The sequence below is a fragment of the Phenylobacterium sp. genome (genome assembly GCF_041919955.1).
Classification (GTDB): Bacteria; Pseudomonadota; Alphaproteobacteria; order Caulobacterales; family Caulobacteraceae; genus Phenylobacterium.
The window spans coordinates 20,465-42,275 of sequence record NZ_JAYRSU010000028.1 but is presented as its reverse complement, the minus strand read 5'-3'; the positions used below and the strand labels follow the sequence as shown (position 1 = coordinate 42,275).

Annotated in this window: 25 protein-coding genes; 8 read left to right on the top strand and 17 right to left on the bottom strand. The window is 71.0% G+C overall.

Going from position 1 to position 21,811, the window contains the following annotated elements:
• The 4 genes from ACE3T2_RS18850 to ACE3T2_RS18835 all read right to left on the bottom strand — a co-directional run.
• Positions 1-1,029 (bottom strand): Hpt domain-containing protein (locus ACE3T2_RS18850; protein WP_374660185.1); only part of this gene is annotated, 1,029 nt, incomplete at its 3' end.
• 20 nt (positions 1,030-1,049) lie between these two features.
• Entirely contained in the window at positions 1,050-1,415 is a 366-nt protein-coding gene (locus tag ACE3T2_RS18845) for a response regulator (RefSeq protein ID WP_374660183.1), read from the bottom strand.
• 10 nt (positions 1,416-1,425) lie between these two features.
• On the bottom strand, positions 1,426-1,707 hold the full coding sequence (locus ACE3T2_RS18840) for an STAS domain-containing protein (RefSeq protein WP_374660181.1): 282 nt from the start codon (positions 1,705-1,707) through the stop codon (positions 1,426-1,428).
• 36 nt (positions 1,708-1,743) lie between these two features.
• On the bottom strand, positions 1,744-3,654 hold the full coding sequence (locus ACE3T2_RS18835; protein WP_374660179.1) for a methyl-accepting chemotaxis protein: 1,911 nt from the start codon (positions 3,652-3,654) through the stop codon (positions 1,744-1,746).
• A gap of 666 nt (positions 3,655-4,320) precedes the next feature.
• Here ACE3T2_RS18835 and ACE3T2_RS18830 point away from each other — a divergent pair.
• The gene (locus ACE3T2_RS18830) at positions 4,321-5,148 is read left to right on the top strand and encodes a hypothetical protein (RefSeq protein WP_374660177.1); all 828 of its coding nucleotides are present in this window, start codon (positions 4,321-4,323) and stop codon (positions 5,146-5,148) included.
• On the opposite strand, the gene ACE3T2_RS18825 is transcribed toward ACE3T2_RS18830, so the two are convergent.
• A complete protein-coding gene (locus tag ACE3T2_RS18825; RefSeq protein ID WP_374660175.1) occupies positions 5,145-5,939 on the bottom strand; it encodes a DUF2306 domain-containing protein in 795 nt (264 codons plus the stop codon). The genes ACE3T2_RS18830 and ACE3T2_RS18825 overlap by 4 nt on opposite strands.
• Positions 5,940-6,079: 140 nt before the next feature.
• Here ACE3T2_RS18825 and ACE3T2_RS18820 point away from each other — a divergent pair, with 140 nt between their 5' ends.
• A complete protein-coding gene (locus ACE3T2_RS18820; protein WP_374660173.1) occupies positions 6,080-7,090 on the top strand; it encodes an AraC family transcriptional regulator in 1,011 nt (336 codons plus the stop codon).
• Positions 7,091-7,151: 61 nt separating this feature from the next.
• The gene (locus ACE3T2_RS18815) at positions 7,152-7,649 is read left to right on the top strand and encodes a hypothetical protein (RefSeq protein WP_374660172.1); all 498 of its coding nucleotides are present in this window, start codon (positions 7,152-7,154) and stop codon (positions 7,647-7,649) included.
• Here ACE3T2_RS18815 and ACE3T2_RS18810 read toward each other — a convergent pair.
• Complete coding sequence (locus tag ACE3T2_RS18810) at positions 7,646-8,059, bottom strand: MerR family transcriptional regulator (RefSeq protein WP_374660171.1); 414 nt, start codon at positions 8,057-8,059, stop codon at positions 7,646-7,648. The genes ACE3T2_RS18815 and ACE3T2_RS18810 overlap by 4 nt on opposite strands.
• A gap of 75 nt (positions 8,060-8,134) precedes the next feature.
• Here ACE3T2_RS18810 and ACE3T2_RS18805 point away from each other — a divergent pair, with 75 nt between their 5' ends.
• Entirely contained in the window at positions 8,135-9,151 is a 1,017-nt protein-coding gene (locus ACE3T2_RS18805) for an NADP-dependent oxidoreductase (protein WP_374660169.1), read from the top strand.
• On the opposite strand, the gene ACE3T2_RS18800 is transcribed toward ACE3T2_RS18805, so the two are convergent.
• The 3 genes from ACE3T2_RS18800 to ACE3T2_RS18790 are packed head-to-tail and all read right to left on the bottom strand — an operon-like array spanning position 9,148 to position 11,001.
• Positions 9,148-9,456 carry a GNAT family N-acetyltransferase gene (locus tag ACE3T2_RS18800; protein ID WP_374660167.1) on the bottom strand — a complete coding sequence of 103 codons (309 nt, stop codon included), beginning with the start codon at positions 9,454-9,456 and terminating at the stop codon, positions 9,148-9,150. The genes ACE3T2_RS18805 and ACE3T2_RS18800 overlap by 4 nt on opposite strands.
• Positions 9,453-9,758 (bottom strand): GNAT family N-acetyltransferase, encoded by a 306-nt coding sequence (locus tag ACE3T2_RS18795; RefSeq protein WP_374660165.1) that lies wholly within the window; start codon positions 9,756-9,758, stop codon positions 9,453-9,455. Before ACE3T2_RS18795 ends, ACE3T2_RS18800 begins: the two co-directional genes overlap by 4 nt.
• 58 nt (positions 9,759-9,816) lie before the next feature.
• Positions 9,817-11,001, bottom strand: coding sequence for a hypothetical protein (locus tag ACE3T2_RS18790; protein ID WP_374660163.1), 1,185 nt, complete (start codon positions 10,999-11,001; stop codon positions 9,817-9,819).
• Positions 11,002-11,084: 83 nt separating this feature from the next.
• Here ACE3T2_RS18790 and ACE3T2_RS18785 point away from each other — a divergent pair, with 83 nt between their 5' ends.
• Positions 11,085-11,615: a putative immunity protein gene (locus ACE3T2_RS18785; RefSeq protein WP_374660161.1), complete on the top strand. Its 531-nt coding sequence runs from the start codon at positions 11,085-11,087 to the stop codon at positions 11,613-11,615.
• On the opposite strand, the gene ACE3T2_RS18780 is transcribed toward ACE3T2_RS18785, so the two are convergent.
• The 4 genes from ACE3T2_RS18780 to ACE3T2_RS18765 all read right to left on the bottom strand — a co-directional run bounded on the left by ACE3T2_RS18780 (position 11,612) and on the right by ACE3T2_RS18765 (position 14,384).
• Positions 11,612-12,673 carry a class I SAM-dependent methyltransferase gene (locus ACE3T2_RS18780; RefSeq protein WP_374660159.1) on the bottom strand — a complete coding sequence of 354 codons (1,062 nt, stop codon included), beginning with the start codon at positions 12,671-12,673 and terminating at the stop codon, positions 11,612-11,614. The two genes, ACE3T2_RS18785 and ACE3T2_RS18780, sit on opposite strands and share 4 nt — an antisense overlap.
• 107 nt (positions 12,674-12,780) lie before the next feature.
• Positions 12,781-13,401: a VOC family protein gene (locus tag ACE3T2_RS18775; protein ID WP_374660157.1), complete on the bottom strand. Its 621-nt coding sequence runs from the start codon at positions 13,399-13,401 to the stop codon at positions 12,781-12,783.
• On the bottom strand, positions 13,401-13,895 hold the full coding sequence (locus ACE3T2_RS18770; protein WP_374660155.1) for a hypothetical protein: 495 nt from the start codon (positions 13,893-13,895) through the stop codon (positions 13,401-13,403). Before ACE3T2_RS18770 ends, ACE3T2_RS18775 begins: the two co-directional genes overlap by 1 nt.
• Positions 13,896-13,997: 102 nt before the next feature.
• Positions 13,998-14,384 carry a hypothetical protein gene (locus ACE3T2_RS18765; protein ID WP_374660153.1) on the bottom strand — a complete coding sequence of 129 codons (387 nt, stop codon included), beginning with the start codon at positions 14,382-14,384 and terminating at the stop codon, positions 13,998-14,000.
• 85 nt (positions 14,385-14,469) lie between these two features.
• On the opposite strand from ACE3T2_RS18765, the gene ACE3T2_RS18760 reads away from it, so the two are divergent.
• From ACE3T2_RS18760 to ACE3T2_RS18750, 3 genes are all read left to right on the top strand, one after another.
• On the top strand, positions 14,470-15,468 hold the full coding sequence (locus tag ACE3T2_RS18760; RefSeq protein ID WP_374660151.1) for a helix-turn-helix transcriptional regulator: 999 nt from the start codon (positions 14,470-14,472) through the stop codon (positions 15,466-15,468).
• A complete protein-coding gene (gloA, locus tag ACE3T2_RS18755; protein ID WP_374660149.1) occupies positions 15,455-15,952 on the top strand; it encodes a lactoylglutathione lyase in 498 nt (165 codons plus the stop codon). The genes ACE3T2_RS18760 and gloA overlap by 14 nt, the downstream gene beginning before the upstream one ends.
• A 255-nt stretch (positions 15,953-16,207) precedes the next feature.
• Entirely contained in the window at positions 16,208-17,956 is a 1,749-nt protein-coding gene (locus ACE3T2_RS18750; protein ID WP_374660147.1) for a hypothetical protein, read from the top strand.
• Positions 17,957-18,091: 135 nt separating this feature from the next.
• Here the strand turns inward: ACE3T2_RS18750 and ACE3T2_RS18745 are convergent, their stop codons facing one another.
• The 4 genes from ACE3T2_RS18745 to ACE3T2_RS18730 are packed head-to-tail and all read right to left on the bottom strand — an operon-like array spanning position 18,092 to position 21,769.
• Positions 18,092-18,916, bottom strand: a complete 825-nt coding sequence (locus ACE3T2_RS18745) for a PIG-L deacetylase family protein (RefSeq protein ID WP_374660145.1) — start codon at positions 18,914-18,916, stop codon at positions 18,092-18,094.
• The gene (locus tag ACE3T2_RS18740; protein WP_374660144.1) at positions 18,913-19,929 is read right to left on the bottom strand and encodes a serine hydrolase domain-containing protein; all 1,017 of its coding nucleotides are present in this window, start codon (positions 19,927-19,929) and stop codon (positions 18,913-18,915) included. Before ACE3T2_RS18740 ends, ACE3T2_RS18745 begins: the two co-directional genes overlap by 4 nt.
• Before the next feature lie 32 nt (positions 19,930-19,961).
• Complete coding sequence (locus ACE3T2_RS18735; RefSeq protein ID WP_374660142.1) at positions 19,962-21,302, bottom strand: GAF domain-containing protein; 1,341 nt, start codon at positions 21,300-21,302, stop codon at positions 19,962-19,964.
• On the bottom strand, positions 21,299-21,769 hold the full coding sequence (locus ACE3T2_RS18730; RefSeq protein WP_374660141.1) for a pyridoxamine 5'-phosphate oxidase family protein: 471 nt from the start codon (positions 21,767-21,769) through the stop codon (positions 21,299-21,301). The genes ACE3T2_RS18735 and ACE3T2_RS18730 overlap by 4 nt, the downstream gene beginning before the upstream one ends.
• Positions 21,770-21,811 lie beyond the last annotated feature (42 nt).

Below are 21,811 nucleotides of genomic sequence, written 5' to 3'. Positions count from 1 at the left end.
CGCGGCCGGGACGGCTTCGGCCTGGGCGCGCGCGATCAGCGAGGCGACATCCTCGGTGGCCGGCGCGCCTTCAGGCTGGGGGTCGGGCTCGGCCTCTGCGGCCGCGCCGCCCGCCACGCGGGCCAGCAGAGCGTCAAGGTCGAGCGGGGCGTCGGCGCTGGCCTTGGCAAGGTCGTCGTCGCTCATCGGCGCTGCAGGCGCGGCCTCGCCGCCTTCGCGGCGGATGGAAAGCGTGCAGTCGTCCTCCACGAACTCGAACACCTCGCGGATCGAGGCTTCGTCCGCGTCGGTGGTGAGGCGGATGGTCCAGGAAAGGTAGGCGGTTTCGGCGGCCAGCTGGTCCAGCGGCGGCAGGGCGCTGTCGTCGAAGGTCACCTGGGTCTGGCCGAGGCGCGCCAGTTCGCGCAACACCAGGCCGGCTTCATTGGCCTTGGCGTACATTTCGGTCTTCGGCGCGAATTCGATGATCCACGCATCGCCGGCAGGTTCGGTCTCGGCGGTCGGCGCGAAGTCGTCCATCGACACCGGCGGCGGCAGATCGAGGTCGAGCGCGGCGGGCGCGGCGCCGTCATCGTCGATCGAGACGGTCATCGGCACGAAGCCGAAGTCCTCGTCGTCGCCCAGGTCGCCGTCGTCCACGCCCTCGTCGCCGATCAGCGACTTGAGTTCCGACAGCATGCCGGCCGAGCGGGCCTCGTCGACGAAGGTCCCGTCACGGGCGGCGGCCACGTGGTCGGCCAGCACGTCGAAGGCGCGCAGCAGGACCTTGGCGACCTCGTCGGTCAGCTCCATCTTGCCCGAGCGCAGCTCGTCCATGACCGTCTCGAAGACGTGGGCGAAGCGGATCAGGTCTTCCAGGCCGAAGGCGCCGGCGCCGCCCTTGACGGAGTGCACCGCCCGGAACACGGCGTTGATCGTCTCGGAGTCCGCATCGCCGGCCTCCATGGCCAGCAGACCCTGCTCGGCGTCGGTCAGGAGTTCGTCGCACTCCTGGAAGAAGGTCTGCTTGATGCTCTCGAACGGATCCAACGGAGCGCTCCGGATCGGGGTTAGGCGGCGACGCGGCGGACGGCTTCGACCAGCTTCACGGGATTGAACGGCTTCACGATCCAGCCGGTGGCGCCGGCGGCGCGGGCGCGCTCCTTCTTGGCCGCGTCGCTCTCGGTGGTGAGGACGAGGATGGGCGTGGCGCGGTGGCTGGGATTGGCGCGGACGCCTTCGATCACGCCGAAGCCGTCGAGGCGGGGCATGTTGATGTCGGTGATGACGACGTCGGCGCCGTTGGCCTGCAGGACTTCCAGGCCTTCCACGCCGTCGACGGCCTGGATCACGGTGTAGCCGGCCTGAACCAGCGCATGGTTCAGCATTTCCCGCATGGTGCGGCTGTCGTCGATGGTCAGAACGGTCTTGCTCACGAGGTACCCCCTAGGACCCGAATTGCAGCTCAGGCTCGCCGAACGCAGCCAATTGCTCTGAAAAGCCCGAAGACGGTTGATCCACAGTTAAGCTGTGGCCGTCCTCCGCCCAGATTTTCCGTGCAGCCATCAGGACTTGCAGGCAGAGGCCGCCCAGGCGGGTGACCTGCGAGGCGTCCAGCGTCAGCGGCCGGCCGCGCAGGGCCATGAGTTCGGCGCGCAGCGGCTCGGCCGCCTGCAGGTCGAGGACCGGCGGCAGGCTGACGACCGCGGGCGCTTGCGACTCCGACATTGATAGTCCCCCCACGGACCCGCGGGACGCGGGCCTTTAAAACTCTTCCCAGCCGTCGAGGTCGGGCTCCGGCTTGCGGAGCGCCGAACCGTCGCGGGACGGCCGCTTCAGAGCCGGCGCCGGCGCAGCCGGGCGGCGAGCGGCCGCAACCCCTTGCGGCTGGCCGATCTTGAACCGTGCGACGGAGCCCGCGAGCACCTCGGCCTCACCCGCCAGGGCGTGGCTCGCCGCCGTCGATTCCTCGACCATGGCCGCATTCTGCTGCGTGACTTGATCCATTTGGTTAACAGCGGTGTTGACCTGCTGCAGACCGACCGCCTGCTCCTGAGCGCTGGCGGCGATCTCGCCGACCAGGCCGTCGATCTCGGCCACGCGGCCGACGATCCGCTGCAGGGCCTCGCCGGTCTCGCCGACCAGGTGCACGCCCTGGCCGACCTGCTGGGTGGAGGCGCTGATCAAGGTCTTGATTTCCTTGGCCGCTTCGGCCGAACGCTGGGCCAGGGCGCGAACTTCGGAGGCCACGACCGCGAAGCCCTTGCCCGCGTCGCCGGCCCGGGCCGCCTCGACCCCGGCGTTCAGGGCGAGCAGGTTGGTCTGGAAAGCGATTTCGTCGATGACGCCGATGATCTGGCTGATCTGCTGGGCGGATTGTTCGATTTCGCTCATGGCCGCGACAGCCTGCCGCACCACCTCGCCGCTCTTCTGGGCGTCGCCGCGGGCGCCGAGCACGACCTCGGCGCAGGTCCGCGCCCCGCTGGCGGTCTTGTTGACCGTGGCGGTGATCTCATCCAGCGCCGCGGCGGTCTCTTCCAGGCTGGCGGCCTGCTGCTCGGTGCGGCGCGACAGGTCGTCGGCGGCGTGCGAGATCTCGCCGGCGCCGCTCTTAATGCCGCGGACATTGGTGATCACCACGCTCATGGCGTCCTGCAACTGGCCCATGGCGGCGTTGAAGTCGGTCTTCAGCTGCTCGGCCTTGGGCGCGAAGGCGGCGGTGATGCGATGGGTCAGGTCGCCGGCGGCCAGCTTGTCCAGGGCCTCGGCCAGGGCGCCGATGGCGATGGCGTCCTGCTCGGCCTCACGGGCCTTCTCGGCTTCGCGGGCCGCGCGCTCGGCCTCGGCCTGGGCGCGCTGCTCGGCGGTCTGGCCTTCCAGGCGCAGCTTCTCGATGCCGGCTTCCTTGAACACCGAGACGGCCTGGGCCATTTCGCCGACCTCGTCCTTGCGGCCCATGGCCGGGACGATGGCCGTGAAGTCTCCCTGGGCCAGACGGCGCATGGCGGCGGTCATGGCGGTGACCGGCGCGGCGATCATCCGGGTCAGCAGCATGCCCAGGCCGATGGCGATCATCACCGCCAGGCCAAGGCCGCCGGCCAGATTGATATAGGCGCTGCGGGTCGCCGAGATCTGCTGGGCCTGGAGCTGCTCGGCCTCCTTGGTCACCGCGGTCTGGACCGCCTCGATGGCGTCCTCGGCCGGGCTGATGACGGCGTCGGCCGAGCCATTGGGCCCGACCATGGCCACGGCCTGGGGCAGGGTGGCCGGATCGGCGCTCAGCCGAACCCCGGCCTCGAACACCTCGGCGTACCACTTGTCGGCCGCAACTCCGGCGGCGTCGACCTTGGCCGAAAGCTCGGGCTGGTCGCCCAGGCCCGCGCGGGCGGCGTCCAGGCGCTTCTTGAAGTTGGCGCGGTGCTTGTTGACCCGCTCGATGTAGTAATCGTCCTTCGACAACAGATAGCCGCGATAGCTGTTCTCCTGCCGGGTCATGTAGAATTTGGCTTCGTCGAGCGCGCCGAGGACCTGACGGCTTTCCTTGATCTCGGCCCGGGCATGGTCGAGCGTGCGCAGATTGACCAGCATCGCGCCGCCCATGCCGGCCATGGTCAGGGTGACCGCGGCGAAACCCAGGGTCAGTTTGCGGGAAATCTTCAGGTCGTCGAAAAACACTGGGTGTCCTCGGTCACAGGATGCGGCGCGCGGCCGGATTTCACGCCGTGGTCGAGGTCATGCGCCGGGCAGGTGACCTGGAATATGCTGCGGGCTGGGGGAGCGGCGCCGCGCTACACATTACTGTTCTTCCGCATGCCGGCGCCACGGCCGTCGCCTGGCGCTTTTTAGTTTGTCGAATACTTGAGGCTAGAAAGCTGCGCTGTCGCCGCCCTTTCGCCGCATTCCGCTCATGGGTAGGGCGTTCTGCTTGAACAAATGGTTACCACCTGGCCTGCCGATAGATGGACGCGGTTGAAAAAACAGGGTTTTGCGTCGCCTCTATGCGACAATCTGGCACGCGCCGCGCCGGCTTCGGCAGGTTTTGAGGTGGCGCAACCATGGGTTGGCATCCATGCTTACTGCGCAGTTTAGGCTGGTTCGCTGACGCTGACGTCATATTGAACTGAAGTTCAGTTTTAGATTTTTGAACGCCGGCTCTCTCCAGGGCCAAGCTTCCGAAGCGCAGCGCAAAGCGCGGGCGCGCTTGGGCTCGCGCTGGACGCGAGCGCCGGATTTGCGGCGTTGAAAAGGCGCCGATGAGGGCTCTATCGGCAGGTTTCGGCTCTCTTCGTCCAGGAACCTGCCGACGCTTGCCCGGGCGCGCCGAAGGACTAGCGTCGCGGCATGGCGCGCATCCTGATCCAGACCACCATCCCGACGACCGAGGACGATTGGCACGTCGGCCGCTTCTCGCTGCTGGCCGGCCATCTGCGCTCCCTCGGCCACGAGGTGACCGCCCGCGACCGGCAGGCGGGCGAGGACCCGGTGCTGATCGCCTTGGACCGGTCGGACTTCGACCAGCTCTGGCTGTTCGCCGTCGATGTGGGCGACGGGCTGAGCGCGGCCGAGGGCGAGGCCGTCGCGCGGTTCCGCGCCCGCGGCGGCGGGGTGCTGGCGACGCGAGACCACCAGGATCTGGGCTCCAGCCTGCTTGCCCTGGGGGAGTTGGGCCGGGCGCACCACTTCCACTCGCGCAATCCTGAGCCCGACCCGGCGCGCTGCTGCCGCGACGATCAGGAGACGACCTATATCGACTGGCCCAACTACCACTCTGGCGCCAACGGCGAGGTCCAGGCGGTCGGCGTGGCGGCGGCGGGCCATCCGCTGCTGGACGACGGCGCTGGCGGGACGATCGCATGGCTGCCGGCCCACCCGCACGAGGGGGCGATCAGCGCCCCGCCTGATGCGCCGGGGGCGCAGGTGGTGGCGACGGGCGTCAGCGCAGCCAGCGGGGCGGTGTTCAACCTGATCGTCGCCTTCGAGGCGCCGGGCCAGGGGCGGGCGGTGGCGCAGTCCACCTTTCATCACTTCTGCGACTACAACCTCGACCCGCGCCTGGGCTGTCCGAGCTTCGTCAGCGAGGCGCCTTCCGACGCCATCGTCCGCGACCCGGCGGGGCGGACTTCGGCCGAGCGCTACTTCCGCAATCTGGCCGCCTGGCTGAGCGCCTAGATCCGAGGCAGCCACATGAAGGCGACGGCGGCGGCGATCCCGACGCCCATGGCCAGGGTGGCGACCAGCAGGCCCCCGGCCATGAGACCGCGGGCCAGCGCTCCGCCGCGGTCGCGGGCGGCGAGGTAGAGCTCCATCACGCCCAGCGGAACCAGGACATGGGCGAAGGCCAGGAAGATGTCCCACGGGCCGTCGAAGGCGTCGGTATGGCCCACCGGCCCGCGGTTGACCGTGAACCAGAACATCATGCCCAGGCGGTAGAACCAGATGGCGTTGATCACGATGAAGGCGCGCAGGGCCCACCGGCGGTGCTCGGCGATGCGGCGCTGGACTGCGCGCCGCCAGGCCATGCCGCCGCAGAGCAGGATCAGGGCCGCGTTCAGGGCGTTGCCGGCGGTCATGTAGTCGCCCGCCACCGCCCCGCGGGTGAGGGCGATGAGAAGGCCGCTGACGGCGGCGGCCATGCCGGCCGACAGGAACAGCCGCCCGTTCCAGCGGTGCACAGCCGGCGCGCGGGCGCGAAGGCGAGGGACCAGTTGCAGCAGGCCGCTGGCCGTGACCAGGAAGGCGGCCGCCAGATGCACCCCGAGCGTCGTATTGCCCGGCGCGTCGCCGCGCACATAGCCGTGGCCGTCGGGCAGGACGACGTTCCAGCGGACGAGGTCGCCGCTCGCCACCCCCACTCCATAGACCGCGGCGATGTAGAGGCCGAACACCCAGAGCCCGGCGGCGGCGACGCACCACCAGAAGACGACGACGGCCCGCAGGGCGCGGTCGGCCGCTCCGTCCATCGATTGCTCGCTAAACGCCATGTATACGCACCCAGAACCTGACGGACGCCCCTGCCCGGCTGGAGAGGCTAGGCGGCGAGCGCGCGCCGTGGCCATGATCGCCGCCGCCAGAATCATGACGCCGGCGATCAGAGGATGAGATGACCAGATCCACGGTCTCGGCCGGATACGCAGGGGCGCTGCTGGACTTCGCGGTCTCGAAGGGTGCGGACAGGACCCGGCTGCTGGCCGCCGCCGGGATCGCGGAAGGCGATCTCGCCGACCGCGACAACCGCGTGGCGATGGACCGCTATGTCGTGCTGATGCGGACGGCCAAGGACATGACCGGCGACGGCGCCCTGGCCCTGCACTTCAGCGAGCACACGCGGCTGGACGCCTTTTCCATCGTCGGGCTGATCACCCATTCGGCCGCGACCATGGGCGAGGGCTTCGTGCAGCTCAGCCGCTACCGCCGGCTGATCGCCGAGGTCGACATTCCCGGCGGCGAGGACCGCTTCCACCTGGCGCGGGGCGAAGACGGCCTGTGGCTGGAGGACCGGCGGCCGAACCCCAACGCCTTTCCGGAACTGACCGAGTCGGCGCTGTCGCGGTTCGTCTGCGAGGTGCGCCGTCACCACGGCGACCTTGAGTTCGTGAAGGCGGTGGAGGTCACCCATCCGCGCCCGCCCCACGCGGCCGAGTACGACCGGGTGTTCGCAGCGCCGGTGACGTTCGGCGCCGCGCGCAACGCCATGCGGATCGCGCCCTCGTGGCTGTCGGCGCCGGTCCGGCGGCCGGACGGCTACGTCTTCGGGGTGTTCATCGAGCACGCCGAAGGGCTGATGGCGCGGCTGGCCGAGGGCCGGACCCTGCGCGGACGGGTCGAGGGCCTGCTGGCCGCGCGGCTGCACAAGGGGCCGATGAACATGGCCGAGGTTGCGGGCGAGCTGAACATGAGCCAGCAGACGCTGTACCGGCGGCTGAAGGACGAGGGGGCGAGCTTCGAGGCGGTGCTGGAGGCCCTGCGCCGCGACCTGGCCGAGGGCTATCTCTCCAGCCGCAAGCTGTCAGTCAACGAGACCGCCTACCTGCTGGGCTTTTCCGATCCGAGCGCCTTCTCGCGCGCCTACAAGCGCTGGACCGGGGCCAGCCCGAAGGCGGCGAAGGGCTGAGCGCTCGACACCCGTCATGCGCGCGCTAAGTTGGCGGCGCAACCGCGGCCCTGGGGGAGCTATGTTTCGGAAATGGGCGGCCCTGGCGGGCGCTTTGACGGCCCTCGTCGCGCCCGGCGCGGCGCAGGCCAAGTGGTATCGCGCCGAGACCGACCGCTTCGTCGTCTATGGCGAGGGGCGCGAGGCCAAGGTCCGCGAGATGGCCGCCAGGCTGACGGCGTTCGACGCGGTCCTGCGGCTGCACAATCCGCCGCCGGACGGGCGCAGTCCGCGCAAGCTGGACGTCTACATGGTCGGCGGGCTGGCGCCGGGCGTGGCTTTTGCGTCCTATATCGCCGGCGCGGTGCTGATCGGCAAGGGGCGCAAGGCCGAGGCCGACCGCATCCTGGCGGTGGTGGCCAATGCTCCGCACGGCGGGCGCATGGCCGCCCAGGCTCGTGCGCTGATGGCCGGGCGGACCACGGCCGAGGCCGAGGCGGCCGGCGCCAAGGAGGGCGAAGAGGAGGCGGAGCCGCCGCCGTCTGCGCCGGGCGGGGACAAGAAGGGGCCGGCGGACTAGGCCTGGGAGGCCGAGGCTTCGAAGTTCTTCAGGATGCGGTCGGCGTTCTCTTCGCAGGAGAGGCCGTCGGGGCGTTGCTCGATGTCGGCGACCAAAGCCTCCAGCCGCCGCCGTGTCCGCGCCAGGCGCCTTTCCATCGCGCGGATGTCGGCGAGCTTGGCGCGCAGGGCGCCGACCAGACCGCCATCGTGGACGCTGGACGGATCGCCGGGCAGGAGGCGGCGGACCTCCTCGAGGGTGAAGCCGGCGTCCTGGGCGCTGGTGATGATGTTCAGGGTGACGAGCGCGTCGGCGTCATAGGTCCGGTAGCCGTTGGCGCGGCGCGAGGCCCTGAGCAGCCCCTGGGTCTCGTAGAACCGGATGCGGGAGGCCGAGAGGCCTGTGCGCCTGGCAATGTCGCCGATCAGCATGGGCCGGGCCTCCGGTGTTGACCTTCAACCTAACTTAAAGGCTAGGGGAGGAGCCGTCGAGTGAGGAGCCGCCCCATGCGAGCCTATGTTCTCCAACGCTATGGCGGCGCCGAATGTGCGGCCCTGACCGACATTCCGCCGCCGACGCCGGGACCGCACGAGTTGCTGGTCGACGTGGGGGCGGCGGGCCTCAATCCGGTGGACGTCGGGTTCCGAAAAGGCAAGCTGCGACCCCTCTACCGGCTGGAGCTGCCGACCGCGCTCGGTTGCGAGTTCGCGGGCGAAGTGGCGGCCGTCGGCCCCATGGTCACGCGATTTGCGGTGGGCGACCGGGTCTACGCCCGGGTCGAGAAGCACCGGCCGGGCGCCTTCGCCGAACAGGCGCTGATCGGCGAGGACAACGCCGCCCCGATGCCGGCCAATCTCGATTTCGAGGCCGCGGCCGGCACGCCGCTGGCCGCGCTCACGGCCCTGCAGGCGCTGCGCGACGAGCTGAAGGTCGGGCCGGGCCGCAAGGTCTTCGTCTCGGGCGGAGCGGGCGGGGTCGGCACCTTCGCGATCCAGATCGCCAAGCTGCTGGGGGCGCACGTCACGACCACGGCGTCCAAGCGCGGCGAGGATCTGGTCCGCAGCCTGGGGGCCGACGTGGTGATCGACTATACCGCCGACGACCTCTCCGGGCTCGGGCGCGAGTTCGACGTGGCCCTCGACCTAGTGGGGGGCGAAACCCTGGAGAAGATGTTCGGCATCGTGAAGCGCGGCGGCCGGGTGGTGTCGGTGGCGGCGGTCCCCGAGCCGCGGACGGCGATGCTGGACCTGGGCGGACGCCGGGGCCTGGCGGTCCTATTCTGGCTCGCCAGCCTCGGCGTGCGGCGCAAGGCCCAGGCCGCGGGCCTCGACTACCGCTACATGTTCATGCGCCCCAGCGGCGGAGACCTGGCGACCCTCGCCGAATGGATCGAGCAGGGGCGCCTCCGCGTGATCCTCGATCGCGCCTATCCCTTCAGCGCCATCGCCGAGGCCTTCGCCTATCTCGAAGCCGGGCGGGCCAAGGGCAAGGTGGTGGTCTCTATGGCCGCCGACGCGGACTAGGCGCTCAGGCTGGCCCGCTCGTCCGGGTGGACGAGGTCGTGCAGCGCCGGGCGCGCGGCGATGTAGTCGCGGAAGAAGCTGCAATGGGGCCGCACTTTCAGCCCCTGCTCGCGGGCGTAGGCCAGGGCCGCCTCTGCGATCCGCGCAGCCAGGCCCTGGCCGCGGAAGGCCGGCGGCGTGACCGTGTGCGGAAAGACGATGGCCTCGCCGTCCAGGTGATAGTCGGCGAAGGCCACGGCTCCGCCAGGCAGGGCGATCTCGAAGCGGCGCGGCGTGCGGACGACCTTCTCCGTCGGGGGGCTCATGGCGTCGCCAGACCGGGGCGCTCGTCGGGGTGCACCATCTCGTGCAGTTCCGGGCGCTTGGAGATGTAGGCGTGGAAGAACGGGCAGTGCGGGCGCACCCACAGCTTCTGTTCGCGCGCGAAGGCCAGGCCCGCCTCGACCAGCCGCTTGCCCACGCCCTGGCCGGCGAAGGCCTCGGGCACCACGGTGTGCGGGAAGATCACGCTGTCGTCCTTCAGGCGATACTCGGCGAAGGCGATATCGTCACCGACCCGGATCTCGAAGCGCGTGTCGGTGCGGACGACGTCCGGCAGGTCGGTCATGGGCCTCTCCTTTGAGATTTCAGATAGACCCGAGGCGGCGGGGGCGGAAGGGGTGGCGTCAGTAGATCCGGTCGAAGCGCCAGCCGGTGAAGCTCATCAGGAGAAGCCCGGTTTCGCGGACCGGGCCTTCTTGGGGCATGTAGCGCATGAGGTAGCTGTAGTCGCCGCCGCGGTTCGCCTCGAATATCCAGTTCGCGCCGTCGGTCCCGCCGCGGCAGTCTCGGGGGGGCAGTTCGACGACGCGGCCCGCCGACAGCGTCTGTTCTAGCAGAGTCGCTTCGACCGGGTTGAGCGCGCGCTCTACGACGGCCTCTATGCGGCCTGGGTCGTACCCACCGTAGCCGGACAGCCGTTTGGCCGTCAGCCGCATCTCGCCGTCTGCAAGCCGGTCGACCCGAATGACGACAGGCGCATCAAAGCTGCGAAGCCAGGTGAAGCGGAGAGACTGCGCGTCATCAGATCTGGGCCGTTGGGCCGCCAGATAAAGCGAGGGTTCGTGGGCCGCCCGCAACTGGGTCGAGTACCAGTCGATTTCGAGGTCCGAGAGGGGGGCGAAATGGTCGATCCGCCCGCTCTCGGCGCCATCGCAGGGAATCGCCGCCAGCGTCCGAAGGCGGTCGGGGAAGTACTGCTGCGGCGGCGGCCAGTCGAACCGGCCGGTGCTGGCGGAGGCGACGACGACGGTGAAGCCGAGAACGACGAGGCTCATGACCAGCGCCAAGGGACTGACGCCGATATCGCCCGACGGCGCCGACCGAGGCGGCCAGGTCTGCGCCGCCCCGTATCGCGCCGATGTTGCTTGCGCGATGGGGCGGCGTGGCGGCCGCAGCGTCTCGAACGGGCGGACGTAGACGTCGGGGCGGCCGCGGCGCGCTGTCCACCAGACGTGCGCGGCGGCGCCGCCGCCGAGTGCGCCCGGGATGGCCAAGACGGTCGCGGCGGCGACGTCGCCAAGGAGTGACACGACACCCCACACGAGGAGGTATCCGGCGAGCGCGCCGCCGACGTAGTAGGACGGGCCGCTTTCCAGGCGCAGACGGCGAAGCCCGATTGCGAGCGGCAAGCCGAGCAGGGCGACACCGGCGACGGCGAGGAGGAAAGCCGCGACAGCGATGAGCATCATCGCCATCGGTACGGATAGTTCACTTCGCCAGCCGTCGAGCGCGAGGACAACGACAAGCAGCCACGGAACGACTGCGGTCGCCACGGTTCCCGCCAGCACAACTCTGAGGAACGACGCCATGGCCCAGCTTAACCCGAGCGTGTTTCTGCGCAATGGGAGGCTTGGTCTCGACATCGGCGCGGCGTGTCTCCGAAGATGTCGCCATGCCTGAAGACACGGTCGATCTCAGCCCCGACGACCTGCGCGCCGTGGCCGGCTATGCGGCCGCCTGCGCCGGGACCGTGCTGGCGATCTTCGAGACCGCGCGGCTGGGGGACGTGAGGCCGCGGGCGGCGGTCGAGGCCGCACTGGCCTTCGCGGGCGGCGCGGCGCGGAGTAAGGCGCTGCGCGGTGCGGCCTGGGCCGCGCAGGCGGCGGCGCGCGAAGCGGGGGACGGAGCGGCGAGCCAGGCGGCGCGCGCGGCCTTGGCGGCGGCGGGGGCTGGGTTCCTGCATCCGCTGGCCAAGGCGACGCAGGTCAAGCACATCCTTGGCGCGGGCGCCCACGCCGCGCGGGCCGTCGAGCTCGCGACGAGGAACGACGCGGCGGCGGGCGAAGCGCAGGTCGCGCGGATGCGGGACCTGGCGCCGCCGCGGGTCGTGCAGGTGCTGAGGCGCTACCCGCCCGCGCCGGCCGGCGGCGGGCGGGTCGGGGAGCTGATGCGCCGGCTCGACGCGGCGCTCCGCCTCACCTAGGCCTGGACGTCGAAGACCAGGTTGAAGGGGGTTTCGCTCGCGCGGCGGAAGTGGGTGAAGCCGGCTTCCTCGGCGACCTGCTTCAGGCGCGCTTCGCCGGCCTGGGCGCCGAGGCCGAGCCCCACCTCCTGGCTGAGCGAGGCGGGCGTGCAGATCATGGTCGAGGCCGAATAGAACAGCCGCCCGATCGGGTTGAGGTTGGCCGAGAGGTCGTCGTTGGCGAACGGCTCGACCAGCAGCCAGTGACCGTCGGGGGCGAGGTTCTTGCGGATGTTGCGAGCCGCGCCGACCGGATCGCCCATGTCGTGCAGGGCGTCGAAGATGGCGATCATGTCGTAGGCGCCGCCGTTGAAGTCCTTGGCCGAGGCGACCTGGAACTCGATGCGGTCCTCGACCCCGGCCTCGCGCGCCGCCGCCTTCGCCCGCTCGATCGAGGCGGGGTGGTAGTCGAAGCCGTAGAACTTCGACTTCGGATAGGTCTTGGCCATCAGCACGGTCGAGGCGCCGTGGCCGCAGCCGACGTCGGCGACGCGGGCGCCGGACTTCAAGCGATCCTCGACCCCGTCCAGGGCGGGGATCCACTCGGTGGTGAGGTGGGCGTTGTAGCCGGGTCGGAAGAACCGCTCGGTGCCGCGGAACAGGCAGGCGTCGTGCTCGTGCCAGCCCAGGCCCTTGCCGGACTTGAAAACCGCCGCGACCTTGGGTTCGTCGCGGAACATGGCGGCCAGCACCTCGAACCCGCCGGCCATGAAGGCCGGGCCGCCCTCGTCGGCGAAGACCATCGCCTGTTCCGGCGTCATGTAGAACGCCTCCTTGTCGGCGTCGTACTCGATGTAGCCGGAGGCCGCCTGGGCGGCGAGCCATTCGCGCACGTAGCGCTCGGCGGTTCCGGTGTGGCTGGCCAGTTTCAGCGGGGTCGCCGGGCCGATCTCGGCGAGCGCCTTGTAGAGCCCGAGCCGGTCGCCGAGCACGACGAGCGAGGCGGAGATCGCCGCCCCCATGTCGCCCACCATCTTGCCCATGAACGCGTCCAGCCGGGCTTGATCCACCTCTTGCATGTCGCCCTCCTTCTGGGGCGGGTTGCGGAAGACCCATGTTCTCCCACCGGCGGGCGGACGGTTGTAGACACCAGACCGTGCGGGCGTATCGCCCTGATTGCAGAGGCTTACCCGGCGCCGATCGCGACCTCGCCGCGGGGCGTGGCCAGGCGCGCATGCAGGCCCGGCGGGCCGTCATCGACGGGCACCTCGATCTCTAGCCGCTCGAGCAACAGGCGCAGGCTCCAGGCCTGGGGGTGGGTGATGCGCAGGGCCGCGAGGCGGCAGTCCCCTCCAGCCTCGTCGGCCGGGTGCGGGCTGTCGCCCCAGTCGATGAAGAACGGCGCCAGCGAGCCGTAGGGATGGCCGGCCGGGATCAGCATCCGCCAGCGCACCAGCCGCCCGTTCGGCAGGCGGCGCGACATCGGGATGACGCCCGGATGGGGCAGGCCGGCCTTCTCCAGCCTGGCGGCCACCCGGTCCAGGCGCTCGGCGGCGACGGCGAAGGCGTGCAGGCGCGGGGCCTTCAAGGCCGAAAGGCCGGCAGGGGCCGCCAGCGGGGCCTGGGCGGGATCGGGGGCCAGCACCTCCAGATAGGTCCGCGCGCCCAGGCCGAGGATGGCGTTGCGCGTTCCGGCGCCGGGATGGACGCCGCCCGCGCGCGCGGTCGCGCCGGTGAGCGCGGCCAGCTCCTCGACTGCGCGCTCGAGGTCAGGCGCGGCCCAGACCAGATGATCGACGCGCGCCATCAGCTCGCCCGGCGGCGGAAGGCGACGACGTTGTCGGCGGGCTGGGCGGCGACGTGGCGGGCGGCCGTCTGCGGCGCGCGCAGCACCAAGCCGTTGACGCCCAGCGCCTGGCCGACCAGGCAGGCCGCGGCGGGGAAGGGCGCGCGCGGGGCGTCGGCCAGCAGCCAGGTCAGATGCGCCTCCAGCCGCACATAGTCCTCGTCCTGGGCGGCGGCGAACAGGGCCAGCACCGACTGCTCGTCGCGGGTCAGGCGGTAGGAGCCGGGCGCGGCGAGCGTGATGCGCCGCCGGCCGGCCAGGCCCAGCTCGCGCACGAAGACGGAGAGCGCGGTCAGCGCCTCCAGCCCCAGCGGACCGCAGGTCTCCTCGAACTGGCGACGGACCAGGCCGCAGTCGCCGGCCCCGAAGGCGTTCGCCCGGAACGCCCAGAGCAGCATGTGCTCGCCCTGGCTCAGGTCGCTGAGTCGGACGTGGGCGTCGTCGGGATGGGACATGGCGGGCTCCTGAGGGTCCGCCGAGCGTATTGATATTGCGAATGACTCGCAAGAGTGGATTGGGGCGGCTTCTCCCTCCGCCTCGTGGGGAGGGAGAAGGCCTCAGGCCGCCGCGGCGTTCAGGGGGCGAAAGCTCTCCTCGTCGAAGAGGGCGTCCCAATCGGCCCAGCGGGCGGCGGCGTCGCGCAGGCGGGCGTCGTCGCGGACGGTCAGGACCTGGCCCTCGGCCTCGTCCCAGATCACAGTGAGGTCGGCCAGGCGATGGGCGTCGTCGGCGAGCTTGCCTTCGAACTGGAGCTTGGCGATTTCTTCGGCCGAGATGCGCAGCTTCAGGCGGCCGCCCGACTGGCGCACGGCGATGTCGGCGTGGGTGATGACCTGGTCGATCATGGCCGCGCTGGCGGGGACCATCGGGCGACGGGCGTCGAACAGAAACACCGGGTCGGCGTAGCTGCGGCGGAACGGGGTGATCTTGGCGGCGGCGGGCATCGGGGGCTCCTTTCCTGTCGGCAGGATCATGGATAAGGTGCCGGTGCGTCATAATCGGACGTAGGAAAGTTCGTGATGTGTTCTCATGCGGCATGAAAAGGCGGCGCGGCTGCTGGAGCTGGCGCGGATGCTGGCGGCCTCGGCCGAAGGCCTGACGCTGGACGAGATGGCCGAGCGGCTGTCCGTGGGGCGGCGGACCGTCGAGCGGATGCGCGATGCGGTGCGCGAGGCCTTCCCTCAGATGGAGGAGCTGGACGACCCGCCGACCAAGCGTTTCCGCATACCGGCAGGTTTGGACGGCATCTTCCAGGCGCCCAGCGCCGACGAGTTCGCCGCCCTGCGCGCCGGCGCCGAGCAGTTCAAGGCGGCGGGCGCGCGGGCGCGGGCCAATGCGCTGCTGTCGCTGGAGCAGAAGGTGCTGTCGGCGATCCGGGCCGGGGCGCGGCGCAAGCTGGCGCCGGACCTGGAGGCGCTGCTGGAGGCCGAGACCATGGCCATCCACGCCGGCCCGCGGCCGTTCGAGGACGAGGCGGTGCTGGGGGCGGTGCGCGAGGCGATCGTCTCGCTGCGGCGTCTGAAGCTGCGCTACGAGGGCGGCTCCTCGCCAGGAAGGGTGCGCGAGATCACGCCCTTCGGACTGCTGTTCGGCCGCTCGAACTATCTGGTCGGCGGGGAGGGGGATTCGCCGGAGCCGCGCACCTGGCGGCTGGACCGCATACGCGACATCGAGGTCGCGCAGACGCCGGGGACCCGGCCGCCCGAGTTCTCGCTCCAGGCCTTCGTCAACCGCAGCTTCGGCATCTACCAGGACGCGGTCGAGGAGGTGGTGCTGCGCATCTTCCGGCATGGGGCCGAGGAGGCGATGGGCTGGCGCTTCCACCCGACCCAGTCGCTCGAGCCGCAGGCGGACGGCTCGGTGATCGTGCGGTTCACGGCCGGCGGGATGCGCGAGCTGGCCTGGCACCTCTTCACCTGGGGCGACAAGGTGGAAATCATCGCGCCGCAGCGGCTAAGGAGCGTGATGCGCGAGGAACTGGCCGTGGCGGCCAGGGCGCACGGAGTGCTGACCGATGAGCGAGACTGAAGGCTTCGTGCTGAACCAGACCATGCTGCGGATCAAGGACCCGCAGAAGACGGTGGCGTTCTATCGCGACGTACTGGGGATGACCCTGCTGGACCGCTACGACATCGAGGCGGGCAAGTTCTCGCTCTACTTCATGGGCTATCCGGGCGGCGACATCCCGTCCGATCCAGGCGAGCGGGTGCAGTGGGTGTTCGAGCAGCCGGCCCTGCTGGAGTTCACCCACAACTGGGGGACCGAGGACGACCCCGACTTCACGTATCACAGCGGCAATTCCGAGCCGCGGGGCTTTGGCCATATCGGCCTGTCCGTGCCCGACGTCGAAGCCGCCTGCGCGCGGTTCGAGGCGCTGGGGGTGGAGTTCGTCAAGCGCCCGAACGACGGGGCGATGAAGGGCCTGGCCTTCATCAAGGACCCGGACGGCTACTGGATCGAGATCGTCTCCGGCCCGAACCTGCGGGCGCTGATGGGCGCGGTGCGGGGGTAGGGGCGGGTGTCATCCCGGTTTGCGAAGCAAGACCGGGACCCATGAACACCGGATGGGCGGAAGGCGGCTCGGCGGCGCCACGGGGTGCGGAATCAGGTGCGAATGGGTCCCGGTCTTCGCCTTTGGCGAAACCGGGATGACACAAGAGGATGGTCCTTCGGGCCACCTCCCCCGGAGGGGGAGGACTGGGCGAATGAAAACAACTCGCCCTTTCCGCGTTCTTCCTTCCAAACCAACCTTGGCCGGGAGCGTCCGATGAGCGAGCCGATCCTGACACCGCGGGCGGACGGGCTGGTGGAGAGCGCCGTGCCGGTGCTGCTGCCGGTGATGGCGCCGCGGCTGCAGGGCGAACTGTCGGCGGCCGGGTTCGGGGAGCTGGCGCTGTGGGGCGAGGGAGACCTGGGGCGGCTGCGCTTCACGCCGCTGGCCGGGCCCTATGTGCACGGCCCCAACATGCTGACCGCGACGGGCGGCGGGATCTATGCGGCGCAGGAGGCGCCGGTGCTGGTGATCCGCGGCGCGAGCTATCGCGGCTTCACCCCGGCGCGGCGCTGCGCGTCCTGGGATCGGATAGAGCATCCGAAGACCCGGGTCGCGCGCGAGAAGGGGCGGCGGCGGATCGACCTGCCCTGGGCCAGCGTGCTGATCGAGCAGCGCGGCGAGGACCTGGTGATCGCGGCCGGGGCGGATTTGGCCGAGGCCGAGCGCGCCTTGCACTTTCCGGTCGAGACCATCGTCGCCGAGGCGCGCAACCACGTGGCCCATTGCGACCGGTTGCCGGAGGCCGATCCGGTGCTGCGCAGCATGGTCATGCAGGGGACCCATGCGGCCCTCTCCAGCGTGCGGCGCGACGAGCGCGGACGCTTCGACGGCCTGGCCGCCGGGCTGCATTATTCGGCGCCGGCCCGTACCTATTACCGCGACGGCTACTGGACGCTGCAACTCCTGCTGGAGGTGGCGCCGGCGATCGTCCACGAGGAGATCGAGATGCTGGCCAGCGGCGTGCAGCCCGACGGCGAGGCGCCGAGCGGGGTGATCGTCTCGGGCCCCGAACAGGCCAAGGCCTGGGAGGAGCTGCGCACCACGGTGTTCGGCATGGACTGGATCCACACCCGCTCGAACGACTGGTGGAGCGACCACTTCGACTCGCCGCTGTTCTTCGTGCTGGCGGTGTCGGACTACGAGCGGGTCAGCGGCGACATCGAGCCGGCCGAGCGGCACTGGCCGCTGATCTGCGCGATCTTCGAGCGCTATCGCGGCTTTTCCGAACAGGGCCTGCCGGTGAAGCCGCGGCACGACCGCGACTGGGCCGACAACGTCTATCGCAGCGGCTTCGTGGCCTATGACCTGGGGCTCTGGGTCGGGGCGCTGGACGCCGTGGCGCGGCTCGGCGAGCGGCTTGACCCGCCGCTGGGCGAGGCGGCGGCCAGGCTGGCGCGCGAGACCCGCGTGGCGCTCGACCCGGCCCTGTGGCAGGCCGGCGGCTGGTACGCCGACTATCGCGCGCCGGAAGGCCTGGAGGAGGTCGAGCCGGTGCTGGAGGACCACCTGACCCTCGACAGCCTGACCCTGCTGCGCCACGACGCCGTGCCCGAAGGACGGGCGCTGGCGGTGCTGGAGGCCGTACGCCGACGGCTGGAGAGCCGCCACGGCGACCAGCCGTTCGGCGACTGGGGGGTGATGTGCGCCTTTCCGCCCTATCGCCACCGGGCCGACACCCGTTCGAAGTCGGCCTTCGCCTATCGCTATCACAACGGCTCGGACTGGCCCTGGCTGGACGGGATGTACGCGGAGGAACGTCTGCGCCGGGGTCTGTCCGGATGGCGCTATCCCATGACACGCTGGTGGGAGACGTCGCTGGCGAACGGCTGGATGGGGACGGTCGAATATTTCGCTCCGCCCTGGGGACGCGGCTCGCTGCTGCAGGGCTGGTCCTCGACGCCCGCCGCCGCAGCGCTGCGCTATCGCGACGTGGTGCTCAAGGGCGATCCGGACGCGGGGTGATGGGCGCTCAATTGCTCCCCCGCTGGGGGAGCTGTCAGCGAAGCTGACTGAGGGGGCCTTCGAGCTCAGCAGGCCCCCTCCGTCTCGTCGCTTCGCGCCGATCCACCTCCCCCAGAGGGGAGGAATTGGAAGCGCTCACCGCTCTACGGCCAGGGCGAAGTATTCGCGGTCGAACAGGCGGTAGTAGAGCCAGGCGGGGGCGCGGTCGTAATAGGGCTGGACGTCGGAAATGACCTTGGCCTGCGAGGCGTGAACGTCCAGCAGCGCGCGCTTGGCGCCGGCCTGGCGGGCGATGCGGACCGCGGCGGTCGGCGCGGGCAGGCCGTCGTCCTTCGGGTAATGGTCGCGGAAGGCCTGGACGAGCCGCAGCGCCAGGGCGATCAGGGCGCGCGGCAGGGTCGCCTGCCAGAGACGGCGGACCGACGGCGCTCCAGTCTCGACGATCTCGCGCACCCAGCGGCCGACGGCGACGTGGTCGGGGTGGCCATAGAAGCCGACGGCCTCGTCGAACGAGACGATGACGCTGGGGGCGTGGCGCTCGATCAGAGCGGCGATGGCGGCCTTGGCGGCGGCGGCGTCGGCCGCGGGAAGACCGCCGTCCGGGAAGTCCAGCACCTCGACCTGCGAGGCGCCGAGCAAGGCGCCGGCGGCCTGGGCCTCGCGGCGACGCACCTGCGCCAGCTCCTGACGGGAATAGCCGGTGTCGCGGGCCGCCTCGCCCGCGGTGAGGTAGACGAGGACCAGGTCGGCGCCGGCGGCGGTCATGGCCGCGAAGGTTCCGGCGCTGGTGATCTCGTCGTCCGGATGGGCCCAGATCGCCATGGCCCGCAACGGCGCGCCGGGCGGGAACAGGCTCGCGGCGACGGGCACGTCGCCGTCGTTCAGCCGTGTACGGACGAACAGGAATCCCGCCAGCGCCGCGGCGCAGAGTCCAAGGACGGCGAGCGCCGTCCAGATCACCGGAAGGCGTCCACGAACTCGCCCATCCAGACCTTCAGGGCGTCCTTCTTGTCCAGCGGCGTGGCGCCGTGGCGGACCACGACCATGTCGAGGTCGGGGACCGCGACGGTGAACTGGCCGTCATAGCCGTTGGCCGAAAAGGAGCCCTCGCCCGCGACGCCCAGCCACCAGTGGGCGCCGTAGGGACCCTCGGTCACGCCGGGCTGCTGGAAGGTGGGAGTGCGAGCGTAGTCGACCCAGCCGGGCGGCAGCAGTTGGCGGCCTTCCCAGACGCCGCCGCGCAGATAGAGCAGGCCGAAGCGGGCGAAGTCGCGTGCGCTGGCGTAGCAGAAGGACGAGCCGATGAAGGTTCCGGCGGCGTCGAACTTGGGGATCGGGCTCGTCATGCCGAGCGGGCCGAACAGGCGCGCGAACATGTAGGCCTTGAGGTCGCCGGCCGCCTGGCCGGCGGCGCGGGCGACGATGTTGCTGGTCCCGCTGGCGTAGGACCAGTAGGCGCCGGGCGCGTGCTCCAGCGGTTGGCTGGCGGCGTAGCGGGCGACGTCGCCCTTGCCGCTCTGGAACAGCATCTCGATCACGTCCGAGACGTGGCCGGGCACGTAGTCCTCGACGAACTTCAGGCCGCTGGACATGCGCAGCAGCTGGTCGAGGGTGATGGCCGCGCGCGGGTCGCCGGGCGTCTTCCATTCCGGGACGTCGGCGGGGGCGTGGATGTCGAGCTTGCCGTCGCCCACGAGCAGGCCGACCAGGGCCTGGGTGATGCTCTTGGCCTTGGACCAGGAGGGGTAGGTGTCGTCGGGACCGTGGGCCGCGTCGTAGCGCTCGAACACCAGCCGCCCGCCCTGCACGACGACCAGGGCGTGGGTCTCGCCGACCGCGTCGGTCTCGAAGGCGGTGTTCAGCAGGGCCTCGAAGCGGCGGCGGTCGAGGGCGGCCGGCAGGTCGCCGGTCGGCCACTCCTGGGTGGGCCAGGCGACGCCGGCGGGTTGGGCGGGAAGCGGGGCTAGGGTCATGTCAGGCAGACTGGCCGCGGGCGCGCGGCTTGTCACGCGTCCACGATCTCAAGGACCGGGGCGCCGTCGAGTTCGAGCCGGATCTGGCCGCGGCCGGGGCGGGCGAGGCGGACGGGGGCGGCCTTCTCTTCCAGCCGGCGGCGCAGCAGGATCAGCCGGGTCTCCAGATTGTCCTTCAGGCCGGGCAGGCGCAGGGACGGCTCCAGGCGGATCTCGCGGTTGGTGAAGTCGCGCCGGCCGTCGCGGACGTGGGCGGCCAGGAAGTGCGCCAGCAGCCGGCCGGCGACGCCCTTGATCAGATAGTCGCCGTCGATGAACAGGCTGTCGTCGTGGGCGAAGTACTTTACCTGGAAGGCCCGGCCGCCGCCCGGGCGGGCCGCGGGCAGGGCTGGGGCGGCGGCGGTTTCGGCCGCGTCGATCTCGGCCAGGCGCAGGCCGGCGGCGAGCTGGCCGGCGAGCAGGCCGAGGGCGGCCTCGTCGGCGGCGTCGAAGCGGAAGCGGCGGGCGGATTCGGCGAACAGCACGCCCATCAGCCTTCCACGCCCGATCAGGGGGACGGCGATCTGGCTGTAGGGGTCGGCCAGGCCCGGCAGGGGAATGACGGTGGCCAGCGGCTCGCCGGTCACGGCGGCGGCCATCCGGCGGCCGCGGCTCATGTCCGACAGGCGCACGATGCGGCGGGTTTCGCCGGCGATGCCGATGGGCCCATCGCCGAGGGCCACCTCGGCCCCGGCGCCGCCCTCGCGATAGCCGCGGCTGGCCACGGCCGCCAGGCGGCCCGCAGCTTCATCCAGGGTCAGCAGCATGGCGGCCTCGAAGCCGAACTCGCCGGTGAGGCCGCCGAGCACGCGCTCGATCATCGCCTCGGAATCGGTTTCGGCGGCGAGGTCGGCGGCGATGCCTGCGGCCAGCGACAGGCGCGGATCGACGCCCGGCCGGGGCGGAGGCGGTGCGGTCCCGGGCGGATCGGGGATCCGGCGCACGGCGAGCACACGGTAGATTTCGGCGCTGCGCAGGGCCATGACCTCGCCCAGACCGTGCAGGGTGGCGATGACCCGCAGGTGGGCGGACATCCGCTCGAACACCTCGCCGTGGTCGAGCGAGCGGTCGAAGGCGAGGTCGAGGGCGTACTGCTCGCCCGTCCGGCCGCTGGACACCACCACGGCGGCGCGCCCGGTGGCGCGGACATTGGCTGCGGTCTTGGAAAAGAACTGGTTGGAAAGCGCGACGTGCGCCGCATCGACCAGATAGACCTGGGAAAGATAGGTGACGTTCGGCAGGCCGGTCGCGTCGAGCGTCGCGACGACCGAGGGAATGACGCCCTCGAAGCAGTCGGCCAGGTCGCCGAGCGGGATGGCCAGCGGTTCGCTCACGCCGCGCTCCCGGTCGCCGACCCGGCCGAGGGGCCGGGGGTCTGGGTGAAGGCCGCGTCGGGGGCGAAGGTTATGCGCACCAGGGCCTCCGACGTCAGCCAGAAGGGCGTCTGGGCCGGCTGCACGCCCAGCTCGACCAGCACGCGGCGCATCATCGCGGCATAGGTCTGGGATGCGGCGAGGTCGGCTTCTCCCGCCAGCGCCAGACTGCGCACCGGGCCCTTGAGCTGATAGGCGCGGTAGTCGGCGGGCTGGCAGAAGGTGAGAGCGACGGGATCGCCGGGCCCGAGCGCCTCGACCGCCGAGTTCCACTGGAGCGTCGGCACGAACAGGTCGACCAGGGCCAGGTCCGCCGACACGCGGGCCCCGACCACGCGGGCGACGGCCGGCAGGCCGCGCGCGTCGCGCGTTCCGAGGATCATCATCACCGGCCCCTGCAGGAAGGCCGCGAGGGTCTGGTCGAGCACGCCGCCTCCGTCCGTCACGAAGGCGAAGCTTAGGCGTGCGGC

Excerpts from the sequence above, each read along its gene's own strand:
- ACE3T2_RS18840 (WP_374660181.1), bottom strand. The coding sequence starts at position 1,707 with ATGTCGGAGTCGCAAGCGCCCGCGGTCGTCAGCCTGCCGCCGGTCCTC.
- ACE3T2_RS18830 (WP_374660177.1), top strand. The coding sequence starts at position 4,321 with ATGGCGCGCATCCTGATCCAGACCACCATCCCGACGACCGAGGACGAT.
- ACE3T2_RS18825 (WP_374660175.1), bottom strand. The coding sequence starts at position 5,939 with ATGGACGGAGCGGCCGACCGCGCCCTGCGGGCCGTCGTCGTCTTCTGG.
- ACE3T2_RS18820 (WP_374660173.1), top strand. The coding sequence starts at position 6,080 with ATGACCAGATCCACGGTCTCGGCCGGATACGCAGGGGCGCTGCTGGAC.
- ACE3T2_RS18815 (WP_374660172.1), top strand. The coding sequence starts at position 7,152 with ATGTTTCGGAAATGGGCGGCCCTGGCGGGCGCTTTGACGGCCCTCGTC.
- ACE3T2_RS18810 (WP_374660171.1), bottom strand. The coding sequence starts at position 8,059 with ATGCTGATCGGCGACATTGCCAGGCGCACAGGCCTCTCGGCCTCCCGC.
- ACE3T2_RS18805 (WP_374660169.1), top strand. The coding sequence starts at position 8,135 with ATGCGAGCCTATGTTCTCCAACGCTATGGCGGCGCCGAATGTGCGGCC.
- ACE3T2_RS18800 (WP_374660167.1), bottom strand. The coding sequence starts at position 9,456 with ATGAGCCCCCCGACGGAGAAGGTCGTCCGCACGCCGCGCCGCTTCGAG.
- ACE3T2_RS18795 (WP_374660165.1), bottom strand. The coding sequence starts at position 9,758 with ATGACCGACCTGCCGGACGTCGTCCGCACCGACACGCGCTTCGAGATC.
- ACE3T2_RS18790 (WP_374660163.1), bottom strand. The coding sequence starts at position 11,001 with ATGGCGTCGTTCCTCAGAGTTGTGCTGGCGGGAACCGTGGCGACCGCA.
- ACE3T2_RS18785 (WP_374660161.1), top strand. The coding sequence starts at position 11,085 with ATGCCTGAAGACACGGTCGATCTCAGCCCCGACGACCTGCGCGCCGTG.
- ACE3T2_RS18780 (WP_374660159.1), bottom strand. The coding sequence starts at position 12,673 with ATGCAAGAGGTGGATCAAGCCCGGCTGGACGCGTTCATGGGCAAGATG.
- ACE3T2_RS18775 (WP_374660157.1), bottom strand. The coding sequence starts at position 13,401 with ATGGCGCGCGTCGATCATCTGGTCTGGGCCGCGCCTGACCTCGAGCGC.
- ACE3T2_RS18770 (WP_374660155.1), bottom strand. The coding sequence starts at position 13,895 with ATGTCCCATCCCGACGACGCCCACGTCCGACTCAGCGACCTGAGCCAG.
- ACE3T2_RS18765 (WP_374660153.1), bottom strand. The coding sequence starts at position 14,384 with ATGCCCGCCGCCGCCAAGATCACCCCGTTCCGCCGCAGCTACGCCGAC.
- ACE3T2_RS18760 (WP_374660151.1), top strand. The coding sequence starts at position 14,470 with ATGCGGCATGAAAAGGCGGCGCGGCTGCTGGAGCTGGCGCGGATGCTG.
- gloA (WP_374660149.1), top strand. The coding sequence starts at position 15,455 with ATGAGCGAGACTGAAGGCTTCGTGCTGAACCAGACCATGCTGCGGATC.
- ACE3T2_RS18750 (WP_374660147.1), top strand. The coding sequence starts at position 16,208 with ATGAGCGAGCCGATCCTGACACCGCGGGCGGACGGGCTGGTGGAGAGC.
- ACE3T2_RS18740 (WP_374660144.1), bottom strand. The coding sequence starts at position 19,929 with ATGACCCTAGCCCCGCTTCCCGCCCAACCCGCCGGCGTCGCCTGGCCC.